General features: G+C 56.0%; 19 protein-coding genes and 2 pseudogenes. 10 read left to right on the top strand and 11 right to left on the bottom strand.

Annotation, left to right across the window (positions count from 1 at the left end; genetic code table 11):
* The first annotated feature begins 18 nt into the window (after window positions 1-18).
* The 3 genes from A3OI_RS0100880 to A3OI_RS0100870 all read left to right on the top strand — a co-directional run bounded on the left by A3OI_RS0100880 (window position 19) and on the right by A3OI_RS0100870 (window position 1,803).
* Complete coding sequence (locus tag A3OI_RS0100880) at window positions 19-570, top strand: DUF1415 domain-containing protein (RefSeq protein WP_018402469.1); 552 nt, start codon at window positions 19-21, stop codon at window positions 568-570.
* Between the two features lie 11 nt (window positions 571-581).
* Entirely contained in the window at window positions 582-1,484 is a 903-nt protein-coding gene (locus A3OI_RS0100875; protein ID WP_018402468.1) for an NAD-dependent protein deacetylase, read from the top strand.
* A gap of 103 nt (window positions 1,485-1,587) precedes the next feature.
* A complete protein-coding gene (locus A3OI_RS0100870) occupies window positions 1,588-1,803 on the top strand; it encodes a dodecin (protein ID WP_018402467.1) in 216 nt (71 codons plus the stop codon).
* Between the two features lie 52 nt (window positions 1,804-1,855).
* Here the strand turns inward: A3OI_RS0100870 and A3OI_RS0100865 are convergent, their stop codons facing one another.
* Window positions 1,856-3,076, bottom strand: a complete 1,221-nt coding sequence (locus A3OI_RS0100865; protein ID WP_018402466.1) for a GNAT family N-acetyltransferase — start codon at window positions 3,074-3,076, stop codon at window positions 1,856-1,858.
* A 314-nt stretch (window positions 3,077-3,390) separates the two neighbouring features.
* On the opposite strand from A3OI_RS0100865, the gene A3OI_RS0100860 reads away from it, so the two are divergent.
* The 4 genes from A3OI_RS0100860 (at window position 3,391) to A3OI_RS0100845 (ending at window position 6,272) form a co-directional block, all read left to right on the top strand.
* Complete coding sequence (locus A3OI_RS0100860; protein ID WP_018402465.1) at window positions 3,391-3,996, top strand: YigZ family protein; 606 nt, start codon at window positions 3,391-3,393, stop codon at window positions 3,994-3,996.
* A 59-nt stretch (window positions 3,997-4,055) separates the two neighbouring features.
* Entirely contained in the window at window positions 4,056-4,583 is a 528-nt protein-coding gene (locus tag A3OI_RS0100855; RefSeq protein WP_018402464.1) for a DUF4136 domain-containing protein, read from the top strand.
* Window positions 4,584-4,940 (top strand): translation initiation factor Sui1, encoded by a 357-nt coding sequence (locus tag A3OI_RS0100850; RefSeq protein WP_018402463.1) that lies wholly within the window; start codon window positions 4,584-4,586, stop codon window positions 4,938-4,940.
* A gap of 75 nt (window positions 4,941-5,015) precedes the next feature.
* Window positions 5,016-6,272 (top strand): D-amino acid dehydrogenase, encoded by a 1,257-nt coding sequence (locus tag A3OI_RS0100845; RefSeq protein ID WP_018402462.1) that lies wholly within the window; start codon window positions 5,016-5,018, stop codon window positions 6,270-6,272.
* 1 nt (window position 6,273) lies between these two features.
* Here the strand turns inward: A3OI_RS0100845 and A3OI_RS0100840 are convergent, their stop codons facing one another.
* The 7 genes from A3OI_RS0100840 to A3OI_RS0100810 all read right to left on the bottom strand — a co-directional run bounded on the left by A3OI_RS0100840 (window position 6,274) and on the right by A3OI_RS0100810 (window position 13,984).
* Window positions 6,274-7,917, bottom strand: coding sequence for a fatty acid--CoA ligase (locus A3OI_RS0100840; protein ID WP_018402461.1), 1,644 nt, complete (start codon window positions 7,915-7,917; stop codon window positions 6,274-6,276).
* Between the two features lie 200 nt (window positions 7,918-8,117).
* Window positions 8,118-8,450, bottom strand: coding sequence for a Na+/H+ antiporter subunit G (locus tag A3OI_RS0100835; protein WP_018402460.1), 333 nt, complete (start codon window positions 8,448-8,450; stop codon window positions 8,118-8,120).
* A gap of 51 nt (window positions 8,451-8,501) precedes the next feature.
* On the bottom strand, window positions 8,502-8,771 hold the full coding sequence (locus tag A3OI_RS0100830; RefSeq protein WP_007350563.1) for a K+/H+ antiporter subunit F: 270 nt from the start codon (window positions 8,769-8,771) through the stop codon (window positions 8,502-8,504).
* Complete coding sequence (locus tag A3OI_RS0100825; protein WP_018402459.1) at window positions 8,768-9,256, bottom strand: Na+/H+ antiporter subunit E; 489 nt, start codon at window positions 9,254-9,256, stop codon at window positions 8,768-8,770. The genes A3OI_RS0100830 and A3OI_RS0100825 overlap by 4 nt, the downstream gene beginning before the upstream one ends.
* Window positions 9,256-10,773, bottom strand: a complete 1,518-nt coding sequence (locus A3OI_RS0100820; protein WP_018402458.1) for a monovalent cation/H+ antiporter subunit D — start codon at window positions 10,771-10,773, stop codon at window positions 9,256-9,258. The genes A3OI_RS0100825 and A3OI_RS0100820 overlap by 1 nt, the downstream gene beginning before the upstream one ends.
* Window positions 10,770-11,138: a Na+/H+ antiporter subunit C gene (locus A3OI_RS0100815; RefSeq protein ID WP_007350566.1), complete on the bottom strand. Its 369-nt coding sequence runs from the start codon at window positions 11,136-11,138 to the stop codon at window positions 10,770-10,772. The genes A3OI_RS0100820 and A3OI_RS0100815 overlap by 4 nt, the downstream gene beginning before the upstream one ends.
* Entirely contained in the window at window positions 11,138-13,984 is a 2,847-nt protein-coding gene (locus A3OI_RS0100810) for a monovalent cation/H+ antiporter subunit A (protein WP_018402457.1), read from the bottom strand. Before A3OI_RS0100810 ends, A3OI_RS0100815 begins: the two co-directional genes overlap by 1 nt.
* Before the next feature lie 425 nt (window positions 13,985-14,409).
* Between A3OI_RS0100810 and A3OI_RS21375 the strand changes: the two are divergent.
* The 3 genes and pseudogenes from A3OI_RS21375 to A3OI_RS19010 all read left to right on the top strand — a co-directional run bounded on the left by A3OI_RS21375 (window position 14,410) and on the right by A3OI_RS19010 (window position 17,608).
* Window positions 14,410-15,284 (top strand): annotated as a pseudogene (locus A3OI_RS21375) (acyl-CoA dehydrogenase family protein).
* A 106-nt stretch (window positions 15,285-15,390) separates the two neighbouring features.
* On the top strand, window positions 15,391-15,783 hold the full coding sequence (locus tag A3OI_RS19015; RefSeq protein ID WP_228702855.1) for a YgdI/YgdR family lipoprotein: 393 nt from the start codon (window positions 15,391-15,393) through the stop codon (window positions 15,781-15,783).
* A 141-nt stretch (window positions 15,784-15,924) separates the two neighbouring features.
* Window positions 15,925-17,608: pseudogene (locus A3OI_RS19010) on the top strand (methyl-accepting chemotaxis protein).
* Window positions 17,609-17,647: 39 nt separating this feature from the next.
* Here the strand turns inward: A3OI_RS19010 and A3OI_RS0100780 are convergent.
* The 3 genes from A3OI_RS0100780 to A3OI_RS24170 are packed head-to-tail and all read right to left on the bottom strand — an operon-like array spanning window position 17,648 to window position 20,142.
* Window positions 17,648-18,967, bottom strand: a complete 1,320-nt coding sequence (locus A3OI_RS0100780) for an MFS transporter (RefSeq protein ID WP_018402454.1) — start codon at window positions 18,965-18,967, stop codon at window positions 17,648-17,650.
* Between the two features lie 54 nt (window positions 18,968-19,021).
* A complete protein-coding gene (locus A3OI_RS24175) occupies window positions 19,022-19,381 on the bottom strand; it encodes a DUF1513 domain-containing protein (RefSeq protein WP_267283262.1) in 360 nt (119 codons plus the stop codon).
* Window positions 19,378-20,142 (bottom strand): DUF1513 domain-containing protein, encoded by a 765-nt coding sequence (locus A3OI_RS24170; RefSeq protein ID WP_267283261.1) that lies wholly within the window; start codon window positions 20,140-20,142, stop codon window positions 19,378-19,380. The genes A3OI_RS24175 and A3OI_RS24170 overlap by 4 nt, the downstream gene beginning before the upstream one ends.
* Window positions 20,143-20,170 lie beyond the last annotated feature (28 nt).

Here is a 20,170-nt window from a genome sequence, read left to right as displayed (position 1 = left end):
TATGCAAGAGGATAGGGTGTGAACCAGTCAGACATTATTAGCGCTACCCGTAACTGGGTGGACAAGGTAGTCGTTGGGTTGAACTTCTGTCCGTTCGCCAAGCGCGAACTCGTTAAAGGCAGCGTGCGTTTTACGGTGTGCGAAGCGACGAACGAAGAGGAACTGCTGCAGTGCCTGCAGCAGGAACTCCAACGCCTGGATGACGAGCCAGATCTGGAAACCACGCTGTTGATTCACCCTAACGCGCTGGGCGACTTCATGCGGTATAACGAGTTTCTGGAAGAAGCCAACGGCCTGTTGGCGGTTCTGAAACTGGAAGGTGTTTACCAGATTGCCAGTTTTCACCCGCACTATCAGTTCGCTGGCACCGGGCCGGATGATGCCGAGAACTTCACCAATCGATCGCCCTACCCGATGTTGCATCTGCTGCGCGAGGCCAGCCTGGAAGTGGCCATTGATCACTACCCGAACGTAGATGACATACCAGAGCGTAATATTGAACTCACGCAAAAACTGGGTGTCCAGAAAATGCGTGCTCTTTTGGCGAGCTGCCTGGAAAATCCTTCCTGACCGGAGTGTGTATGTCTGAAATCCGTCACCGTTCCCGCCCCTTCAGTTCCGATCAGCGCTTGCCAGATAGTGACATTGCTTCCAGTCCGTATCAGCCGGATGAAGCCGGTGCCATGCTCGCCGACTTCATTCACAGCCATCCCAGATTGTTGATTCTGACCGGCGCCGGTGTCAGCACCGATTCCGGTATTCCGGATTACCGCGATGGCGACGGCGCCTGGAAGCGAAAGCAGCCGGTGCAGCATCAGGCCTTTATGGGCAGCGTTCAAACCCGCCAACGTTACTGGGGCCGCAGCCTGATAGGCTGGCCGCTGATGCGCAACGCCTCACCGAATGCATCTCACCATCATATTTCCCAGCTTGAAATGCTCAATCACAGTTCGCTGGTGGTCACCCAGAATGTTGACAGGTTGCACCAAAAAGCAGGTACTCAGGCGGTAACCGATTTGCACGGCCGCGCCGACGAGGTGCTGTGCATGAGCTGCGATTATCGATGCATGAGGGACGAGGTACACCAGCGCTGTGCGATTCTTAATCCGCAATTCAGTGCGTATACGGCGGACGTGGCGCCGGATGGTGATGCCGATTTAGACATTGATTTTGCAGACTTCCAGTTGGCAGACTGCCCGGTGTGTGGCGGTATTTTAAAGCCGGACGTGGTGTTCTTTGGCGATTACGTACCCAAACAGCGGGTGTATGCGGCACTGGATGCGCTTAAAGCCAGCGACGGCCTACTGGTGATTGGCTCGTCACTGATGGTTTACTCCGGATTCCGCTTTTGCCGTTACGCTCATGAATCGGGTAAGCCCATTGCGACATTGAACCTGGGCCGAACCCGTGCGGAATCTCTGGCAATGCTCAGACTTAACGCCAGCATTTCGGACACCCTTCGGGTTTGCGTGAACCAGCTTTAGCCGCAAGCAGGGTAAAAATCCGTTAGCGTAGAATTGCATTGTATGAAAGCCTGTTCTAGGCTGAAAGTACTTGTTAATTCATGAGGATAGGAGGAGTTCAATTTTGAGCAGCTCGCATGTTTACAAGAAAGTTGAAATTGTAGGGTCATCTCCCAACAGCATTGAGGAGGCTATTCAGAACGCACTGGACGAATGTGGTAAAAGCCTGCGTAACATGGAGTGGTTTGAAGTGGTTGAAACCCGCGGCCACATTGTTGACGGCAAAGTGGGCCATTACCAAGTCAGTTTGAAAGTTGGCTTTCGCATTGGTACAGACTGATTTTGCACGCTAGTTCGTGTTGAATGGCAAAATCAAAAAGGTGGTTGCGTAATCAGCCGCCGTTGTCATTTTCAGTCTGGCGAAATGGCAGTAATGTTTTACTCTTTTCAAAATAGCCGCGAACTCCCTCGCGCTCTTCAGCCACAAAATTTGCAATGGCATCGCGAAAGCCTGGGTGCTCTATGCCGTGCCACGAGTGGGTGAGTAGCGGCTCAAAACCCCGTACCAGTTTGTGCTCACCCTGAGCACCGGCGTCAAAATGCTGCAGGCCAAGGTCTATGGCCAGTTCTATTCCCTGGTAATAGCAGGTTTCAAAGTGCAAATGATTGTACTCGTCCAGGCAACCCCAGTAGCGCCCGTAAAGGGTGTCAGTGCCGCTTAGAAACAGCGCGCTGGCGATCATTTCACCTTGTTTGAGCGCTATCACGATGTGCACATGCTCTGGCATCTGGCGGAACAAACGTTCAAAAAAGTCACGGTTCAGATAAGGCTGCTGGCCGCGCTTAAGATAGGTCGCCTGGTAGAACACGTAGAAGCCATTAAGCACTCGGTCAGATATGTTTGAGCCGCTGACACGCTGAAACTCAATGCCTTGATCGCTGACCTGTTTGCGCTCTTTGCGGATGGACTTGCGCTTACGCGATGTTAATAGCGCCAGAAAGTCGTCAAAGGCTCCGTACTCGGCATTGTGCCAGTGAAACTGGCAGCCTAGCCGATGCAATTGCGGGCTGTCTGGTGTTTGCGGCTGGCAAAGCAGCGCTTGATCCGCGCTGTTGGGAAACAGCAGATGCCAGGAATGGGCACCGAGTGCAGTAGTGGCTGTATCAAGCAGCTTATGAAGCGATGCGCTGTCCAGAATTTCGCGCAGCTGCGGTGTTAGCAGCAGCCGCGGCCCCTGTGACGGGGTAAAGGGAATGGCCATCAGCAGCTTTGGGTAATAAGGCTGGCCGTAACGCTGGTAGGCTTCGGCCCAGGCGAAATCGAACACGTATTCGCCGCGGGAATTGTTTTTCAAGAATGCCGGAATAATGCCGGTAACCTGACCCTGCTGGCGGATCACCAGATGGCTGGGCTGCCAGCCGGTAGCAGCATTGGTGCAACCGCTGCGCTCCAGTGCCTGCAGAAAATCGTAGCGCGCAAAGGGGTAATCGCTGCCAGCCAAGCTTTGCCAGTCTACGGCGTTAATATCGTCGATAGACCGGCAAATGTGGATCTTGCTTTGTGCAGGGCCGTCAAAGGTAAGGCTTGAAGGGTGGCTATCGGGGTGGTTCATGTAAGGTCGATTTCCTGTAAGACGGTGCACTCACTGTCCATACCTTACGCCAGAACCCCCCAGGCGATCACCCGTTGCGATTTATTTAGCCATCTTGTCGCAACGCTTTTGCTGTTTTTCCATCTTAACCACTGCAGTGTCAAGCGCTGTCAGCGTTGGATAAAGGTTCTGTAAAGGCTTTGCGGCCAGCCAAATGGGGCGAGTTCAAGCATGTTAGACTGGCGCTCAGCGAGAGCGGCGGCGGTGTTTGTGGTTAGTTGAGCATGCATCCCGCCAACGGCCAATAGATATTCTGAGCAAACAGGCATAACCGAATGAAAAAAGACTACCCCGTCCCCGCCGGTTATCTGGAGCGGGTCACGGAAATTAAAAAGAGCCGGTTTATAGCCCGCGTGGCTCCGGTAAACAGTCGCGATGAGGTTCATCAATGGCTGGCACAGGCGCAGGCAGATCATACTGATGCCCGCCATATCTGCTGGGCGTATCAGATTGGCCGCCCGGGCTCGGCAGCCGAAGCCGCCATGAACGACGACGGCGAGCCTTCTGGCACCGCCGGAAAACCGATACTCAGTGTTATCCAGCATAAAGACATGGGGGATGTACTGGTATTGGTCATTCGCTATTTTGGCGGCATAAAGCTGGGCGCAGGCGGCCTGGTGCGGGCCTACGCAGGCGCCGCAGAAAGTGTACTGTCGGCGGTAGAACGGGTGGAGCACCAGCCCAGCCAGCTAGCCTTGGCGGTGATTGGTTTTGCCGATGAACAACCTCTGCGGCATTGGTGCGAACTGCATAACGCGACCATTACCGAGATCAATTATGGCCAGCAAGTGGCTGTATCTGTTGACGTGCCAGAACCTGCGACAGAGGATTTTGCTGGTTTTTGCAACGCCCGCGGACTGAATTATCATTTCGATACCTGACCCGCTCGCCGGGCAGCGCGTATACTCTACCAAGCCGTTAATTTGAGGAGAACGCACTGATGCGCTTTGTAACCTGTGTAGTTGTCGCGCTGGCTCTGGCCGGTTGCGCAAGCAACGTGGTGACGGATTATGATTCAGCCACGGCTTTTGGTGATTACAACACCTGGGCTTATGCCGACGATGCCGGCTCCGATTCTTTTATGTCGCTCGACGGCAGCCGCGTAAAAAGCGCGCTGGAACGTGAGCTGGCAAGCAAGGCTATGAAGCCGGTCAGCGCTGCTGAGGCCGACGTGCTGGTAAATTGGTACATTGCAAAGGAAGAGCGCCTGGAGCAAAGCGGTCTGGGTCTCGGGTTCGGGTTTGGTACCGGTAATTTTGGTTGGGGGCTGTCGGCACCGCCTCCGGTGCGTGAAGTCGACGAGGGCAAACTGGTGATTGAACTGGCTGATGCGCAAAGCCGCCAGGTGATTTGGCGTGCAGCCAGCAAGCGCTACCTGAACGAAAACCAGTCACCAGAAACGCGGCGCAAGCTGATCGACGAAGTGGTTCAGGAAATGTTCACCAAATATCCGCCCGGGCTGGACTGAATGAGTAAAAAGCACGACGGTGGACTGGTTTATTCCACTGATCAGGGCCGCATGTGCCCCCAGTGTCGTCATCCGCAGGAACAGTGCAGCTGCGGCCGGGAACAACGCCCGCTGGGTGACGGTGTCGTGCGGGTCAGTCGCGAAACCAAAGGCCGCAAAGGTAAGGGCGTTACTCTGATTAGCGGCATACCCTTGGCAGAAAAAGAGCTGAAAGCCTACACCAAAGAGCTTAAAGCCAAATGCGGCACCGGTGGCACCCTGAAAGACGGCATTGTCGAAATTCAGGGCGACCAACGAGATATTCTGGTGCCGTTGCTGATGCAAAAAGGCTGGGTGGTAAAACGTTCCGGTGGCTGACCCTGCTCATCAACAAACAGCCATCAGCAAGCAGTAATCCACGATTAACAACACGAATAACCGACAGGAACGGGTATGCACGTAGTGGTTTTAGGCGCGGGTGTGGTTGGCGTTACCAGTGCCTGGTTTTTGCAGCGTCAGGGTTACCAGGTCACAGTGATAGATCGTCAGCCAGCAGCCGGGCTTGAAACCAGTTATGCCAACGGCGGCCAGATTTCCGTGTGCCACGCCGAGCCTTGGGCCAATCCGTCAACGCCGCTGAAGGTTCTGAAATGGCTGCATCGTAATGACGCACCGCTGCTGTTCCGGCCGCGACTGGATGCGGCCCAATGGCGCTGGGCGCTGGCGTTTCTGGGCCAATGTACATCTGCCCGGGCGGCCGACAATCTGCGTCAGATGGTCAACCTGGGCCTTTACAGCCGCAGCAAATTACAGGAGCTGCGGGCCGAGCTGGGCTTGGATTACGACCACCTGACCCGTGGAATTCTGCATTTTTATACCAGCCAGAAAGAATTCGACAGTGCCCTGGAACCGGCACGCCAGATGCGCGAATTGGGCTGCGATCGGCAAGTGGTGAGTGCAGCACGGGCAATCGAACTGGAGCCTGCTCTTGCGCCCCTGAAGCATCGTCTCGCAGGTGGCACCTACACCGAGGAAGACGAATCCGGTGATGCCCGAAAATTTACTCAAGCCCTGGCAGAGCGCTGTAAACAGGCGGGTGTGGTGTTCAAACACAACACGGAAGTGGTTGGGTTTCAGCGCGGTATCGGGCGTGTAGATGCGGTGGAAACCCTGGCTCAGGGTCATCACGATAGCCTGCGCGCAGACGCCTGGGTTCTCAGCCTTGGCAGCTTTAGTGCGCCACTGGCGCGGCAATTGGGACTGGCTTTGAATATTTACCCGGCCAAAGGCTATTCCATCACCGTGCCGGTGAAAAATCCTGAGGCCGCGTTCAATGTCAGCCTGACCGACGATGAGTACAAGCTGGTTTACTCACGTTTGGGTGATCGTATGCGGATTGCGGGTACGGCAGAGTTCAGCGGCTATTCCAGACGCCTGAATGTCACCCGCTGCCGGGCTGTGTTGCGCCGGGTGGCGGCTGTCATGCCCGAGGCGGGTCACTGGGAGCAGGCTGAATACTGGAGCGGGTTGCGGCCGACGACGCCGTCCAGCGTGCCCTATGTGGGTAAGAGCTCCATTAGCAATCTGTTTCTGAATACCGGCCACGGTACTTTGGGCTGGACCCACGCATGCGGGTCAGCGGCCGCGCTGGCGGATATTATCGCCGGACGGCCGCCGCAGCTTGATTTTCGCTTCAGTGACGTAAGGTGATCTAGCCTAACTGATCGCGAATCTGCTTCTTGTTGATCTTGCCCACGCTGGTTTTTGGAATGTCGTCCACAAAGTCCATTTGCCGGGGGATCGCCCACTTGTTGATTTCGCCTTTATCCACATAGTGCTGCAAGTGCGCTTGAATGTCGTCTTGTGTGGCATTCTGGCCGGGCTTTAGCGTGATCAGTGCGTGTGGGCGCTCGCCCCATTTCTCATCGGCAACGCCGACAACCGCAGCGGCTGCTACCGCCGGGTGCTGACTGATCAGGTTTTCCAGATCCAGTGACGACAACCATTCACCCCCGGTTTTGATCACATCCTTGATGCGGTCTTTGATCATCAGGGTCTGATTTGGCTCCATACTGGCTACGTCGCCAGTGTGCAGCCAGCCGTGTTGCCAAAGTTCTTCGCCTTTTTCCGGTTCTTTCAGATAGCTTTGGGTTAACCAGGGCGTACGCGCGACAACTTCGCCTTTGGCTTGACCGTCGTGGGCGACCGGTTTGCCATCGGTGTCCACAATTTCAACCTGAACCAACGGAATGGCAACACCGGTTTTTACTCGCAGTTCGGCCTGTTGCGCCAGCGGCCGTTCCAGATCTTCCGGTGTCAGGTGGGTGATGGTCAGAATCGGGCAGGTTTCCGACATGCCGTAGCCGGTGTACATGCGAATGCCCCGCTCGGCTCCGGCTTCACACAGCCCTTTGGTCAGGGCGCTACCGCCTATCAGTACCTGCCAGTTGCTCAGATCTGCGTCTTTGATGGACTCGGTGGCCAGCAGCATCTGCATAATGGTGGGCACGCAGTGGGAGAAGGTCACATTGTGGGTTTTGATCAGGTTCATCAGCAGTTCGGGTTCATAGCGCCCGGGGTATACCTGTTTAATGCCCATCAAGGTGGCAGCGTAGGGAACACCCCATGCGTGCACGTGGAACATGGGCGTCATCGGCATGTAAACAGAACTGGAGCGCAGCAGCGGCGCCTCGTCGAACATTGAAAGGGTGCCTACCATAGCCATGGTGTGCATCACCAACTGGCGATGGCTGAACATCACACCTTTAGGCTTGCCGGTCGTGCCAGTGGTGTAAAAGCAGGTGGCTACGCTGTTTTCGTCAAAATCCGGGAAGTCGAAGTGGCTGTCTTCCTGGGCCAGAAGCTGCTCGTATTCACCCAACACCGGCACGCTGGCGGCTGCAGGCTGGTCGTTATCGGTCAGCTGTATGTAGTGTTTTACCGTCTCGATCTGGTTTTTAACAGCATCGAGTATGGGCAGGAAATCGTCGTGTATCAGCACCACATCGTCTTCGGCGTGATTCATGGTGTATACGATCTGATCCGGTGACAGCCGCACGTTAACGGTGTGCAGAACGGCGCCAATCATCGGTATCGCAAAAAAGCATTCAAGATAGCGGGGCGTATCCCAGTCCATCACCGCAACGGTGTCGCCGGCTTTCACTCCGGCTTTGGTCAGGGCGTTGGCCAGGCGGCCGATACGGGCTTGCAACTCGGTGTAGGTGTAGCGGCTTTTGTTTGCGTAGATAATTTCCTGGGAGCCGGCGAAACGCGGCCCGGAAGCCAGTAATTGTTTGATCAGTAATGGGTACTGATAGGCGTTTTCTGCTGGGGTCAGCAAGCGGGTCGAGGCCATGACAATATCCTTTTTGTTATTGGGGGAGGTGGGCCGCCTCAGCCGTAGGTGCACAAATAGGCGGTATCGTATTCGGACTGTTTCAGAAACCATTCTGCGTAATAGCTACGCACCTAATCTAGCGCACCCTCTAACTTAGCGCACCCTCTAACCTAGCGTACCACCGCCGTTTTTGCAGGTACTCACATTCAAAGATGGTTTTATTGCTGCCAGGGGTCGCCGCGGGTATTGCCAACTTTAGGTACGTCCATGTGCATTGCGGCTTTTGCCATCATATTGGCGCTCGGCGGTGCGGTCAGCAGCAAAAAGACCATGATCAGAATTTCCACAAAGCCTGTGCCCACGGGCTGGTTGGCGGACCAAATCATCGACGCTAACGCCATAGCGCCCACACCCACGGTGGTGGCCTTGGTCGGCCCGTGCAGGCGGGTAAAAAAATCGGGCAAGATCGCAAGCCCGATGGCGCCCACCAATGTAAATGCTGCACCCAGCAACAACAGGGCTGCGATAACGAGTTCGATAAACAGGTTCATTATTGTGTCGTCTCCTTTGCAACGCGCCTGGCGCCTCGCTCTGCACCCTTGTTATTCAATAACGCTGCCGCGTTTCAGGTATTTGGCCATAGCCACCGTGCTGACAAAACCCATGACGGCAATCAGCAACGCGGCCTCCAGATACATCCGGGTGTTCAATGTAATACCCAGAAGAATGATGAGCGCTATGGCGTTAATGGCCAGAGTATCTATGGCCAGAACCCGGTCTGGGGCATGTGGGCCAACGATCAGGCGATACACATTAAGCAAGGCAGCAATCACCACTAAGGCGATGGATATTTTCAACACAATCGCAATCATTGGAACATCTCCATCAACGGCTTTTCATAACGATTGTGAATGGCCTTAATCACTTCTTCTGCGGTGCGGGTGTCTAGCGCGTGAATCAGCAGATTCTTGTGATCATCACTGATATCGGCGGTCACTGTGCCCGGTGTCAGGGAAATGGTGCTGGCCAAAATAGCGATAGCCTGTGGGCAGTCAAGCTGCAGCGGGTAGCTGATAAACATCGGTTCCGGCCGGCGCGGGCTGATAATCAGCCAGGCCACTTCAAAGCTGGCAATCACGATGTCCCATAACACCAGCAGCAAATAACCCGGTAAACGCCAAGCCTTGAACACCGCCGGGCGCTCAGGCCAGAAGCTTTGGGTGAGCTGCGGAATACCCCAGGCCAGTATCAAACCCACAACCACGCTTCCACCGCCAACGCCATCGGCAAGCAACTGCCAGATGCTGAACAGCAGAAGGCTTAGCCAGGGTTGCGGGAAACTCAGACGATCCAGCATTACGAACCCTCCTCAACCATTGGCGCCTGCAAAGTCTGGATATAACCACGGGTGTCCAGCAACTGCACTGCAGTGGCGTTGGTATAGGCACTGATAGGCCCGGCCAGTGCCACCATTAATACGCTCATACCAATCAGCGCGCCGGTAGAAATGGCCAGCAACGGCGTTACCGGGGTGCTGTTTTCAATTTTACCTTCAATATTGCGCCAAAATACCACACTGCCGGCGCGGCTATAGGCAATCAGAGTGAAAAAACTGCCCGTGAGCACCGTACCCCAAAGCCACGCCATTTCCACGCCGCTGGTGGTGGATTGCAGAATCATCACCTTGCCAAAGAAACCGCTTAGGGGTGGTAAACCCGCAGCGGACACCGCGCCAAAGAAAAACAGCGAGCTAAGCAGGGTTCGATGACGAATCTGCGGCGCCATAACGATTTTATCAGAAGCGGACCCGCGCTGGCTGCGCACTAGCTCAATCAGCAGAAACAAACCGCCCACAGTCCAGGTCGTGCTAAGCAAGTAGAACAGGGCCGCAGCCAGGCCTTTTTGCGAGCCCAGCGCGATGGGTGCTAGTAGAGTGCCAACCGAAATGACCAGCTGCCAGGTCACCAGGGTGCGCAAGGTTTGTGCACCCATAGCGCCAATAACGCCCATAATAAGGGTGGCGAGCGCTAGCGGGAAAAGCCAGTTCATGCCTAGGTTAGCCATTTCGCCGGCGTTGGCGCCAAAAACCAGCGGGTAAACCCGGATAATCCCGTAGATACCGACTTTGGTCATAATGGCAAAAAATGCAGCGACCGGCGCGGTAGCGCTGGCATAGGCCCGCGGCAGCCAGAATGTCAGTGGCAACACCGCCGCTTTAAGGGCAAATACCACCAACAACAGCATGCCACCGGCTTCGACTAAAAAACGTTGGTCGCCGCTGACCTGCGGCACTTTCACAGCCAGATCAGCCATATTCAAGGTGCCGGTAACGCTGTAAATCATGCCCACGCTGATCAGAAACAGCGACGAACCCACCAGGTTTAATACGACATAATGCAGCCCTGGCGTTGAGCGCGTGCTGCCACTGCCGTGCATCAGCAGTCCGTAAGAGGCAATCAGCAGAATCTCAAACGCAACAAACAGGTTGAACAGGTCGCCGGTCAGAAAGGCGATATTCAGGCCCATCAGCTGGAACAGGAACAGGCTGTGGAACTGGCGCGTACCTTCGTCGGCACCCCCGATCGAGAACAGATGGCACAGCAGTGCCAGCGACGCCGTTAGAACCAACATCATGGCGGCCAAACGGTCCAGCACCATCACAATGCCGAAGGGTGGCTGCCAGTTGCCCATGGCGTAGACACGGTAGGTGTCGTCACCGGCCAGATTTAGCAGAACAATGGCGGCGGCCAGGGTCAGAACCGAGGTAATAATGGCCAACACCCGGCGCAACGGCATGGGCGCGTAGCCCACAAATATTTGCAGAATAGCGCCCAGTAGCGGAATCAGAATCGGAGCAAGCAGCCAGTGGGTCATAGTGGCCGACGCTCCCGCGCATGCTTGGAAGCCGGCGTACGCTTTTTCGGATCGCCGTCTACGTGATCATTACCGTGGTCGGCCAGGTTGCGAAGTGACAACACCACCACGAATGCGGTCATGGCGAAGCCGATAACAATCGCGGTTAACACCAGCGCCTGGGGCAATGGGTCTGCGTACTGGGCAGCGGTGCCCAGAACCGGCTGGCTGCCGGTGGCCAGGCGCCCGCTGGCGAACAGGAACAGATTCACCCCGTACGACAGCATGGTCAGGCCCAGTACCACCGGAAACGTGCGGGCGCGCAGCAACAGATACACCCCGCCGGCTGTGAGCGCACCAATGGCCAGTGCGAATACAAGTTCCATTATTCGGTCTCTCTTTGAGTCAGGGTAGTCGTGTCAGCGCCGTAGCTCGACTCGCTGTTTACAGGACGGATAGCGGAATGGGGGTTGATGCGGCCTACACTGACCAGTATCAGCAGTGTGGCACCCACCACCGCCAGGTACACACCCAGGTCAAACACCAGCGCCGATGCCAGTTCGAACTTACCCACCACCGGCCAGGTGATATAGCCGAATGTGGAGGTCAGGAACGGATAACCAAACGCCAGGCTGCCGGCGCCAGTAATAACGGCAAACAGCAGACCCAGCGCAATCACATTGTGATAGCGCATGGCGATGCGGTCCTCGGTCCAGGAAAAGCCACTGGCGATGTACTGAAGAATCAGCGCAATGGCGGTTATCAAACCGGCAATAAAGCCGCCGCCTGGCAGGTTGTGGCCTCGCAGGAATATAAACGCCGACACCATCAATGCCAACGGCAGCATTGGCCGGGCAATTTGCTTCAGCATGGTTGGGTGTCGGTCACGGGTCCAGGTGTGGCCGAGCCCATCGCCCGGAGGCGGCGTAAGTGATGTGTTTTTGAGCATTGCAAAAATACCCAATGCTGCAATCGCCAGCACTGAAATTTCACCCAAGGTGTCGAAGCCGCGGAAATCCACCAAGATCACATTGACCACGTTGGTACCACCACCACCGGTTTTGCTGTTTGCCAGAAAGAACTCGGAAATCGAACTGAACGGCTGGGTCAGTATGGCCAGGGTAATAATGGTCATGCCGCTGCCGGCTAACAGGGCTATCCCCATGTCACGAACGCGGCGACCACGGCTGCTCTCAACGGGTGTCCGTGAGGGCCTGTAGTAAAGTGCCAGCATTAACAGCACAACGGTAACGACTTCCACCGACAGTTGGGTCATGGTCAGATCTGGCGCCGAGAAACGCACAAAGGTGAGCGCGGTTAACAACCCGACGACGCTGATCAGTACCAGCGCAAAGAAGCGTTCACGGTGCATGGCTGCAGTTGCCAGGGCGCTGGCAATCAGAACGGCACCCAAGGTTGCCGTCGGCCAGTCCACCGGGGTTAACCCGTTGCTGCCAATAAAAAAGCCCATTTTGCTGATCGGTAAAAACGCCACGGCCAGAGCGCTGACAATCAGCAGCATAACGTAGCGCTGCAGCGAGCCGTTCTCGGTGGCGGCAGTGAGCTGGTTGGCTCTCAGGCCCAGGCTGAATACCATTTTTTCGAAGATCGCTTTTTCGTCGATCTCGCGGAAGCGGTCGTGAAAGGCAAAGAAACGCTTGCGTTGGCTGTACATCAGTAAGCCGCCAAAGAACGCTAAAAAGCTCATAAATAGCGGCAGATTGAAGCCGTGCATTACCGCCAGCTGATAGTCCGGTGCCGGCACGCCCAAGGTTGCAGAGGATGCGGCGTAAAGCAGCGGGCCCACTGATATGGTCGGGAACATACCCACCATCAGGCAAGCGAACACCAATATTTCCACAGGGATTTTCATATAGCGCGGCGGTTCATGGGGCGGATAAATGGGCAAATTTATCGGCTTGCCGTTAAAGAACACGTCGTGAATAAACCGGGCGGAGTAAGCAACCGCGAAAATGCCGGCCAGGGTCGCCACAATCGGCGGTAGCCAGGCCCAGTAACCGGGAAGGTTAAGTGCCAGAGACTCGGCGAAAAACATTTCCTTACTAAGAAAGCCGTTCAGTAGCGGTACACCGGCCATAGAGGCCGCTGCCACCATGGCCAGAGTGGCGGTGTGGGGCATGAATCGCCAAAGCCCGTTAATGCGGCGCATATCGCGGGTGCCGGTTTCATGGTCAATAATGCCGGCCGCCATAAACAGCGAGGCCTTAAACGTGGCGTGGTTGATTACGTGAAACAGGGCAGCAACGGTGGCGAGTTCCGTACCCATACCGAGCAACAGAACAATCAACCCCAGATGGCTAATCGTGGAGTTCGCCAGCAAGCCTTTGAGGTCGTGCTTGAACATGGCGATATACGCGCCCAGCAGCAGCGTTGCCATGCCGGTGAAACTAACCATGTAAAACCATTGTTCGGTGCCTGCCAGCGCCGGGTACAGTCGCGCCAGCAGGAATATGCCGGCCTTAACCATGGTGGCCGAGTGCAGGTAGGCCGATACCGGCGTAGGCGCCTGCATGGCGTGAGGCAACCAGAAATGGAATGGGAACTGGGCCGATTTTGTAAATGCGCCGAGTAGCACCAAAGTGAGCGCAACCGGATAAAGCGCGTGTGCTTTGATGATGGGCCCTGCGGCTAGCACATCGTCCAGCTCGTAGCTGCCGACAATCTGACCGATTATGAGAACACCTGCTAACAGGGCCAGGCCGCCGCCGCCGGTAACCGTCAGCGCCATGCGGGCACCGCGCCGCGCGCCTTTTTTGTGGGTCCAGAAACTGATCAGTAAAAACGACACCAAGCTGGTGACTTCCCAGAAAATCATCATCAGCAACAAATTGCTGGAAAGCACAATGCCAAGCATTGAGCCCTTGAAACACAGCAGCAGGCCGTAAAACTTGCCAATATTTTCTTCAGGTTTCAAGTAGTAGCGGGCGTAAAGAATGATCAGGATACCAATCACCAGAATCAGCAGCGCGAACAGCAGTGACAGGCCATCCAGGCGGAAACTCAGCGACAGCCCGATCGCAGGTAGCCATTCGTAGGTGTGCAGGACAACACCGCCGTCTGCCAGTGTTTGCCAGTGGGGGAACAATGCGGCGAGCGCAATCAGCGCGGGAACGGTTGACGCAATAGCGATGGCTGTGCGCCCGCCCTGCGCGAACAGTGGTGCGGCCATGGCGCCTAAAAAGGGCAGTAAAACAACCAGGGGGAGCGACATCGCAATCTCAATTGTAGGTGTAGGACAGAAAAAGATGTTACCAGCGATCTATTACCAACGAACCAATACAAGTGAGCTATCACCAAGCGAGCTGTCACCCGCCAAGTATGAGCTGCTTAACGCCGTGGAGGGTCTGGAAAATAAGGAAGCTTGCCGCGATAGCGGGCGATGTCAGCCAGGCGAAGTAGATCTGATATAAACCAGCAGCTGTGCGACCTCTCCGTTATGGTTACTCCGTATAGAAAATATCAAAAGGATGATACGTACCGCAGTCTGAAGGTCAAGTAACTTGTGGCCTGGCGCCATAACCGCGCTTATGTTGGCGCCATGTTAAAGAGTGGCTATCCAGCGGTTATCTGTGGCATAAAGAGCGCAGCAGTTTTAAAACGGCCGTATAAAAATGGCCTAAAGCCGGAGACCGCGTAATGACCGATACCCTGATTGACCGTCGCGACCTGTCGTTCCAACTTTACGAAGTACTGGGTGTTGAGGTGTTGGCCGAGCCGCGGTTTGTGGATGGCAAGGTGGCCATGCTGCCACAGGTAAAGCAGGCCTTCGACGCCTACGCCTGACGACGCTGGTCATTATTTGATCAAGGGCGCGAAGATATACATCTCCGGTGGCGAGCAAAACATCACCGAAAATATCGTACATAGGGTGCTGGCCAAAATAAAAGGTGCGCCGGCTGGTGTGAAAGGTATTTCACTGTTTATTGTGCCTAAACTCCGTTTGAGCGAAACCGGCGGGTTGGGTGAGCGTAACGGTGTGGCTTTGGCCGGCTTGATTCACAAGCTGGGCTACCGTGGAACCACCTCGACGGCCTTGAGTTTTGGTGACGACGCCGAATGCCACGGTTACCTGGTGGGCGAGCCCCATCAGGGATTGAAGTACATGTTCCAGATGATGAACGAGGCCCGGGTTGGCGTGGGCTGTGGCGCGGCGGTGATTGGCTACCGTGGTTATATGCACAGCCTGGCCTTCGGAATATGGCCCCAAGGCCAACGATCTGGCGATTCAGGTATACGGCGGCGCAGGTTACACCCGCGACTATCCGGTGGAGCAATGCTGGCGTGATAACCGGCTGAACCCGATCCACGAAGGCACCAATGGTATTCAGGCGCTGGATCTGCTGGGCCGCAAAGTGTGGCAGAACCAAAGCCATGGCTTGCAGTTGTTGCTCGAGGCCATGCAGGCCGCACAGTACTTTTTTCATTGGGAGTTACCCACCGTTGCTCAGGATCTGGTTCTGCTGCGCAACATGGACGACACCTGTCTGGCAATGAAAGCCGAGTGGTTCTAGTACCTTGCCCGATTAACCAAAGGGTAACCCTTGTGTAATTGTGTTTTTGCTGGGTCGCAGCGTAATCTTGGCGCTGTTTTCAATGACGATCAATGGAGGTTTTTTTATGAAAAAATTCACAATTAGCGCATTGGCGTTGGTGATGACCCTGGGCTTGGCGGGCTGCAGTTCCGATGATGACGAGATGGTAGATTTGGACAAGGCTGGCGACAACATCAGCAATATGGCGGATGATGCCGGCGATGCCATTGAGGAAAGCTATGAGGACGTTACCGGGCAGAACGATAGCGCTTGGGAAGAAACCAAAGACGCCGCGGGAGATGCTGGTGAAAAAGTCGGTGAGGCCGCAGAAGAGGCGGGCGACGCCGTGGAAGATGCTATGGACGACGCTACCCTAAGCATCGGCACAGATCAAAAAACCGGAGCCATTGCTCCGGTTTTTTTTGTTTTGCATATTCGGCCAGATCACGCACTTCAGAAATACCCATTGCAGTCGTAAAGTAAAGAACCGCAAGCGTTCTTTACCAAAGTCCCAAGGCCTGGCGGTGTCTTTTTCGGTAAGCTGTGGGCGGTTTTGGTGACAGATTGCGGATTGCGCGCTGCGCCCGACAACGAACAATGATAAAAACGGGGTAATCAGATGTTGTTTGTAGACAAGGCAACGAAAGGGTGGGGCCTGGTAATGGTGCTGGCTACGCTGGCCGGTGGCGTTTTGGTTGCGGCCGTTACCGCGATTGATCTGGTTTCCGTGTTGACCGGTTTGGCGGTTGGTCTGGGGGTGGCCGGTTTTTTTATTGCCTGGCGGATTCTCGCGCCGGCACAGCGCAGTCTCATTCATCTCAGCCAGGGCCAGTTAGCACCGGGTCATCCGCTTGCAAGTTTGTGCGCGCAGCTGCTCAGCGATGCGAAAGCAGGCCGCGCACTGCTGGAAAATCTTCGCCATAGTGCCAATACCAACGCCATTTCTGCCGCCGAAGTGTCTTATGCTGCCGATCAGCTGAAACTGCGGCTGGACCGCCAGGTGAAGGAAACCGCCAGGTGAAGGAAACCGCCAGGTGAAGGAAACCGCCAGGCTTGCCGAATTCGCCGGCGAGATTACTGGCGCCACTCAGGCATCGACTTTGCAGGCCAATGATGCAGCGGCCCTTGCTCAGCAGGCCAGTTCGGCGAGCCAAGACGGCCGCCAGGCGCTGGTGCAGGTGATTGAGCGTATCCGTAATGTACATCGTCAGTCTGATGAGAACTTGTTACGTATTCAACACCTTAATGAAAAGTCTCATCGTATTCAGGGGGTCACTAGCACGATTCAGGGCATTGCTGAGCAAACCAATCTGTTGGCTCTGAACGCGGCCATTGAAGCGGCTCGGGCTGGCGATCAGGGGCGTGGGTTTGCCGTGGTTGCCGACGAGGTAAGGCAGCTGGCACGTCGCACCGCAGAGGCCACGGCCGATGTTGCAGCCACCTTGGGGGAAATTCGCGAAGACACTGCCCAGATTGTGACCGGAATAGAAGCCTTGACGGTCAGCATTGAGCAGGGTGTGGCGTCGGTGGAATCGGTGGGAACACAGCTGGACGGTATTCGCGAGCAGTCTGACCAGCTCCAGCAACAGGTCTCGCAGATTGCGAGTATTGATCGCGATAACGAACACAATTTGCAGCAGATATTCACGGTGATCGAAACGGTGCGCGATGACATCACCGAGAGCGATGTCAGTGTCGCTTCGCTGGCACAGCAGGCCACCCGCCTTATGGAAATTGCTGAAACCACGAACGCGGTGTTTGCGTTAAACAGCGAGACCAGTTACCACCGTCCGTTTTTCCAACACGCCAGCGTTGGTGCAGCGCAAGTTGCTGATGTTTTCGCACAAGCTCTCCGTGACAATAAGCTCAGCGCCGCGGCCCTGTTCGATCGCAATCGTCAGCCTGTGGCTAATACCAATCCGCCGAAATACACCTGTGGGTTTGACCGCTTCACTGATCAGGCCCTGCCTGTTATTCAGGAGGCGATAAAGGGCGCCAACGCGCAAATTGTTTACGCTATTACCACGGCGCCGGATGGCTACGTGCCTACCCATAACCGCGAGTTCGCCCACGCTTCTACCGGCAATGCCGCCACCGATTTGGCGCGTAGCCGCAGTAAGCGGTTGTTCAATGATCGCACGGGCATTCGCTGCGGCAGCCATACCCAGGAAATGCTGCTGCAAACGTATCGCCGCGACACCGGTGAAATTATGCACGACCTGTCAGTGCCCATTTACATCGACGGCAAACATTGGGGTGGGTTCCGTATTGGTTACCACCCTCAAAAAAACCCAAAGGGCTAGCAAAGCTTTTTAAACATCAACGCAGCCGGTGCTTGCCGCTCAGTGATTATCGTCGCCGGTCACTTCGCTCAGTCTCATGGCACTGAACGTACCGGCCAGGCCCATAAATCCCAGCACCAGAATAACGGCAATGTTCGAAAAGGTTGAGATTAGCGCCGTCAGGGCCCCGGTTGCCAGCAGTAAAACACCGATAACGGTATTGCTGACCGCGGTATAATCTGTGCGTTTGTTGCCCCCCGCCATATCCACCAGATAGGTTTTCCGGCCAAGCCTTACGCCGGCGTGGGCGATGCTGAGCACAAAAAAAGCGCCTGGATAGAACCACACGCCGCCCATGGATTCCCCCATAACCAGAGCGGTACCTGCAACACTCAGGCACACCATGCTGGCCATGAGCGCGCCGCGAATCATGACTTTACGACTAGACGTATCGGCGGCCCAGCCCCAAAAACTGGCGCTCAATGAACTGGCCAGGCTGCTGGCCAACAAGAAAACCCCCAATGCCCAGCCGGATTCGGTTTGCTGTTGAGCCAACACCACGAAATACGGTGCGGCCAGGGCAGAGCACAGCAGCAGAGCGCGGGTAATTACAAAGTGGCGGAACGGCTTGTCGGTTTTCAGCAGCGACAGGCTGGAAATGGCATCGTGGATGGCGTTGCCGCCACCGCCGGTTTCACCGGGGTACTCGTCAACGCCGGCAAACAGCGCGCCGGCAAGCAGCCACAAAGCGGCAGCCAGCAACAGAAGCAGGCTGTAAAAAGCCATGCTTGGGTCGCCCCGATCCCAGAACAACAGGGCGGTGAGGGCAACGGTGGCAGTGCCGCCGAGGGTGGAGGCCAGGCCAGACAAGCGGCCACGACGGGTTTTTGGAATGCACTTGCCCTGAACATCTTTCATCGACACCGAGCAGAAACCACGGGAGAGCGAGAACAGGATAAGCGCGGCAATCAGACCATAGCCGGCGCTGTAACCGTCCAGAAACCACACGCTGGCGGCCATGGCGGCCACACTGAGGGCCTGGCCCAGACTGCCCAGTGTCCAGAACCATTTGCGCACCGGTTTACGTCGCACCCAGGCGGCTATCACCATTTGTGGAACCATAGAGCCGGATTCACGAATGGGTACCAGCCAGGCCACCAGGGCAGGGGCGCCAACCGCACTCATCAGCCAGGCCAGCACCGTTTTTGGACTGATCAGCAGATCACCGAGTTTGGTGAGAACGTTTGCCGCCAGAATCAGGAAAAAGTTACGCGGTACTTCGCGGCAGGCTGAATCGGGAATGTCTTTGCAGACCCTTGCGTCTTCTTCGTTGGCTATCAGCCCATAGAGTCGGTCTAAAGGTGTTTTGGACGTTGGCACACCAGCACTCCCTGTGAAACGTGAGTACCAAGCATACCAGTCGCCATGGATGGGCTAAACCAGATGGTTATCCCAGTGTAAAGGTAGAGTGGCCAGTTCCTGTGCTGGCGCGCCTATACTCATGCGGATCAGTTTGCCCTGGCCGGTGGTGATCAAAAAGTCGCCGCCGGCCAGGGCTTCCACGCCGGCGCCATCGGTTATGGCTTCGTTGCGTAGTATTCGCCCTGTTGCGCCCTCAAATATCAGAGTGCGGCCACCTCGGGGCGCAGTCACCGCGACCAGATCGTTCTGGGGATGCGCGCACACGCTGGCAATGTAGTTTGCCAATCGCGGTTGGACATCGTCGGTAAACCCGATTTCATCAAAGCGGCCATTGCGGTACCTGGCGATCAATGGCGGCGCCTGGTCATTCACTGATAGCCCGCATAGATATAGCCTTGTGGGGTCACGTCCAGGTGGCGGCAACTCAGTTGATGGTGTGAGGGGCTGAAGCGCGCGCGAATCTCGCCGCTGGTGCGATCCACCAGCATCAGAGCGGGTGCCATGGACTCGAGGTTCATTTTGATGCGATCGTAATCCGGGTGGGTTTTTATGCCACCCAGAGCGATAACCAGGGTTTGGCCATCCGGGTGCAGGTGCAGTTCGTGTGGGCCTATTCCGTTCAGGTCGAGCGTGTCGACACGCGCATAGCGGGCCTCGGCGTCGTACACCGCAATAATACCGTCGCCGCGCTCATAGCGGCTGGCCGTTGTGTACAAATAACGGCCATCGGGGGAGAACACGCCATGGCCGTAAAAATGCTCGCCGTCATTGGCCTTTATGTGTGCCAGGCGCTTGCCGCTGCGGCTGTCAAACACGTGAAACCACCAGCCGGGCCGGCGCTCGAAAATCAGCACCTGGGCAGTGTGCGGGCGAAAACAGCCGCCGTGGCAGCGGGCTTCAACGGCCGTATGCCAAAGTGGTGTGCCGTCGCTGCTCAGGCTTTGGACGGCGTAGCTGCCATCGTTAAGCTTGCTGGCGCCCACGTACTCGCGGCTTTTCAGCGAGTCGGCTTTTGCTGGCAACAGCGAGCAACCAGTCAGGCTCAGTTCGGTTGCGCCCATGGCGCCACCGAAGGCCGCCAGGAAATGTCTGCGACTTAAACTCATGATGGCGTGGGTGTAGTTGCTGTTCAACAGCCGTTCCGGATTCCGCCGAAGCAGC

This window comes from Marinobacter gelidimuriae, from assembly GCF_000372805.1.
Taxonomy (GTDB): domain Bacteria; phylum Pseudomonadota; class Gammaproteobacteria; order Pseudomonadales; family Oleiphilaceae; genus Marinobacter; species Marinobacter gelidimuriae.
This window is presented reverse-complemented; position numbering and strand designations above follow the sequence as displayed.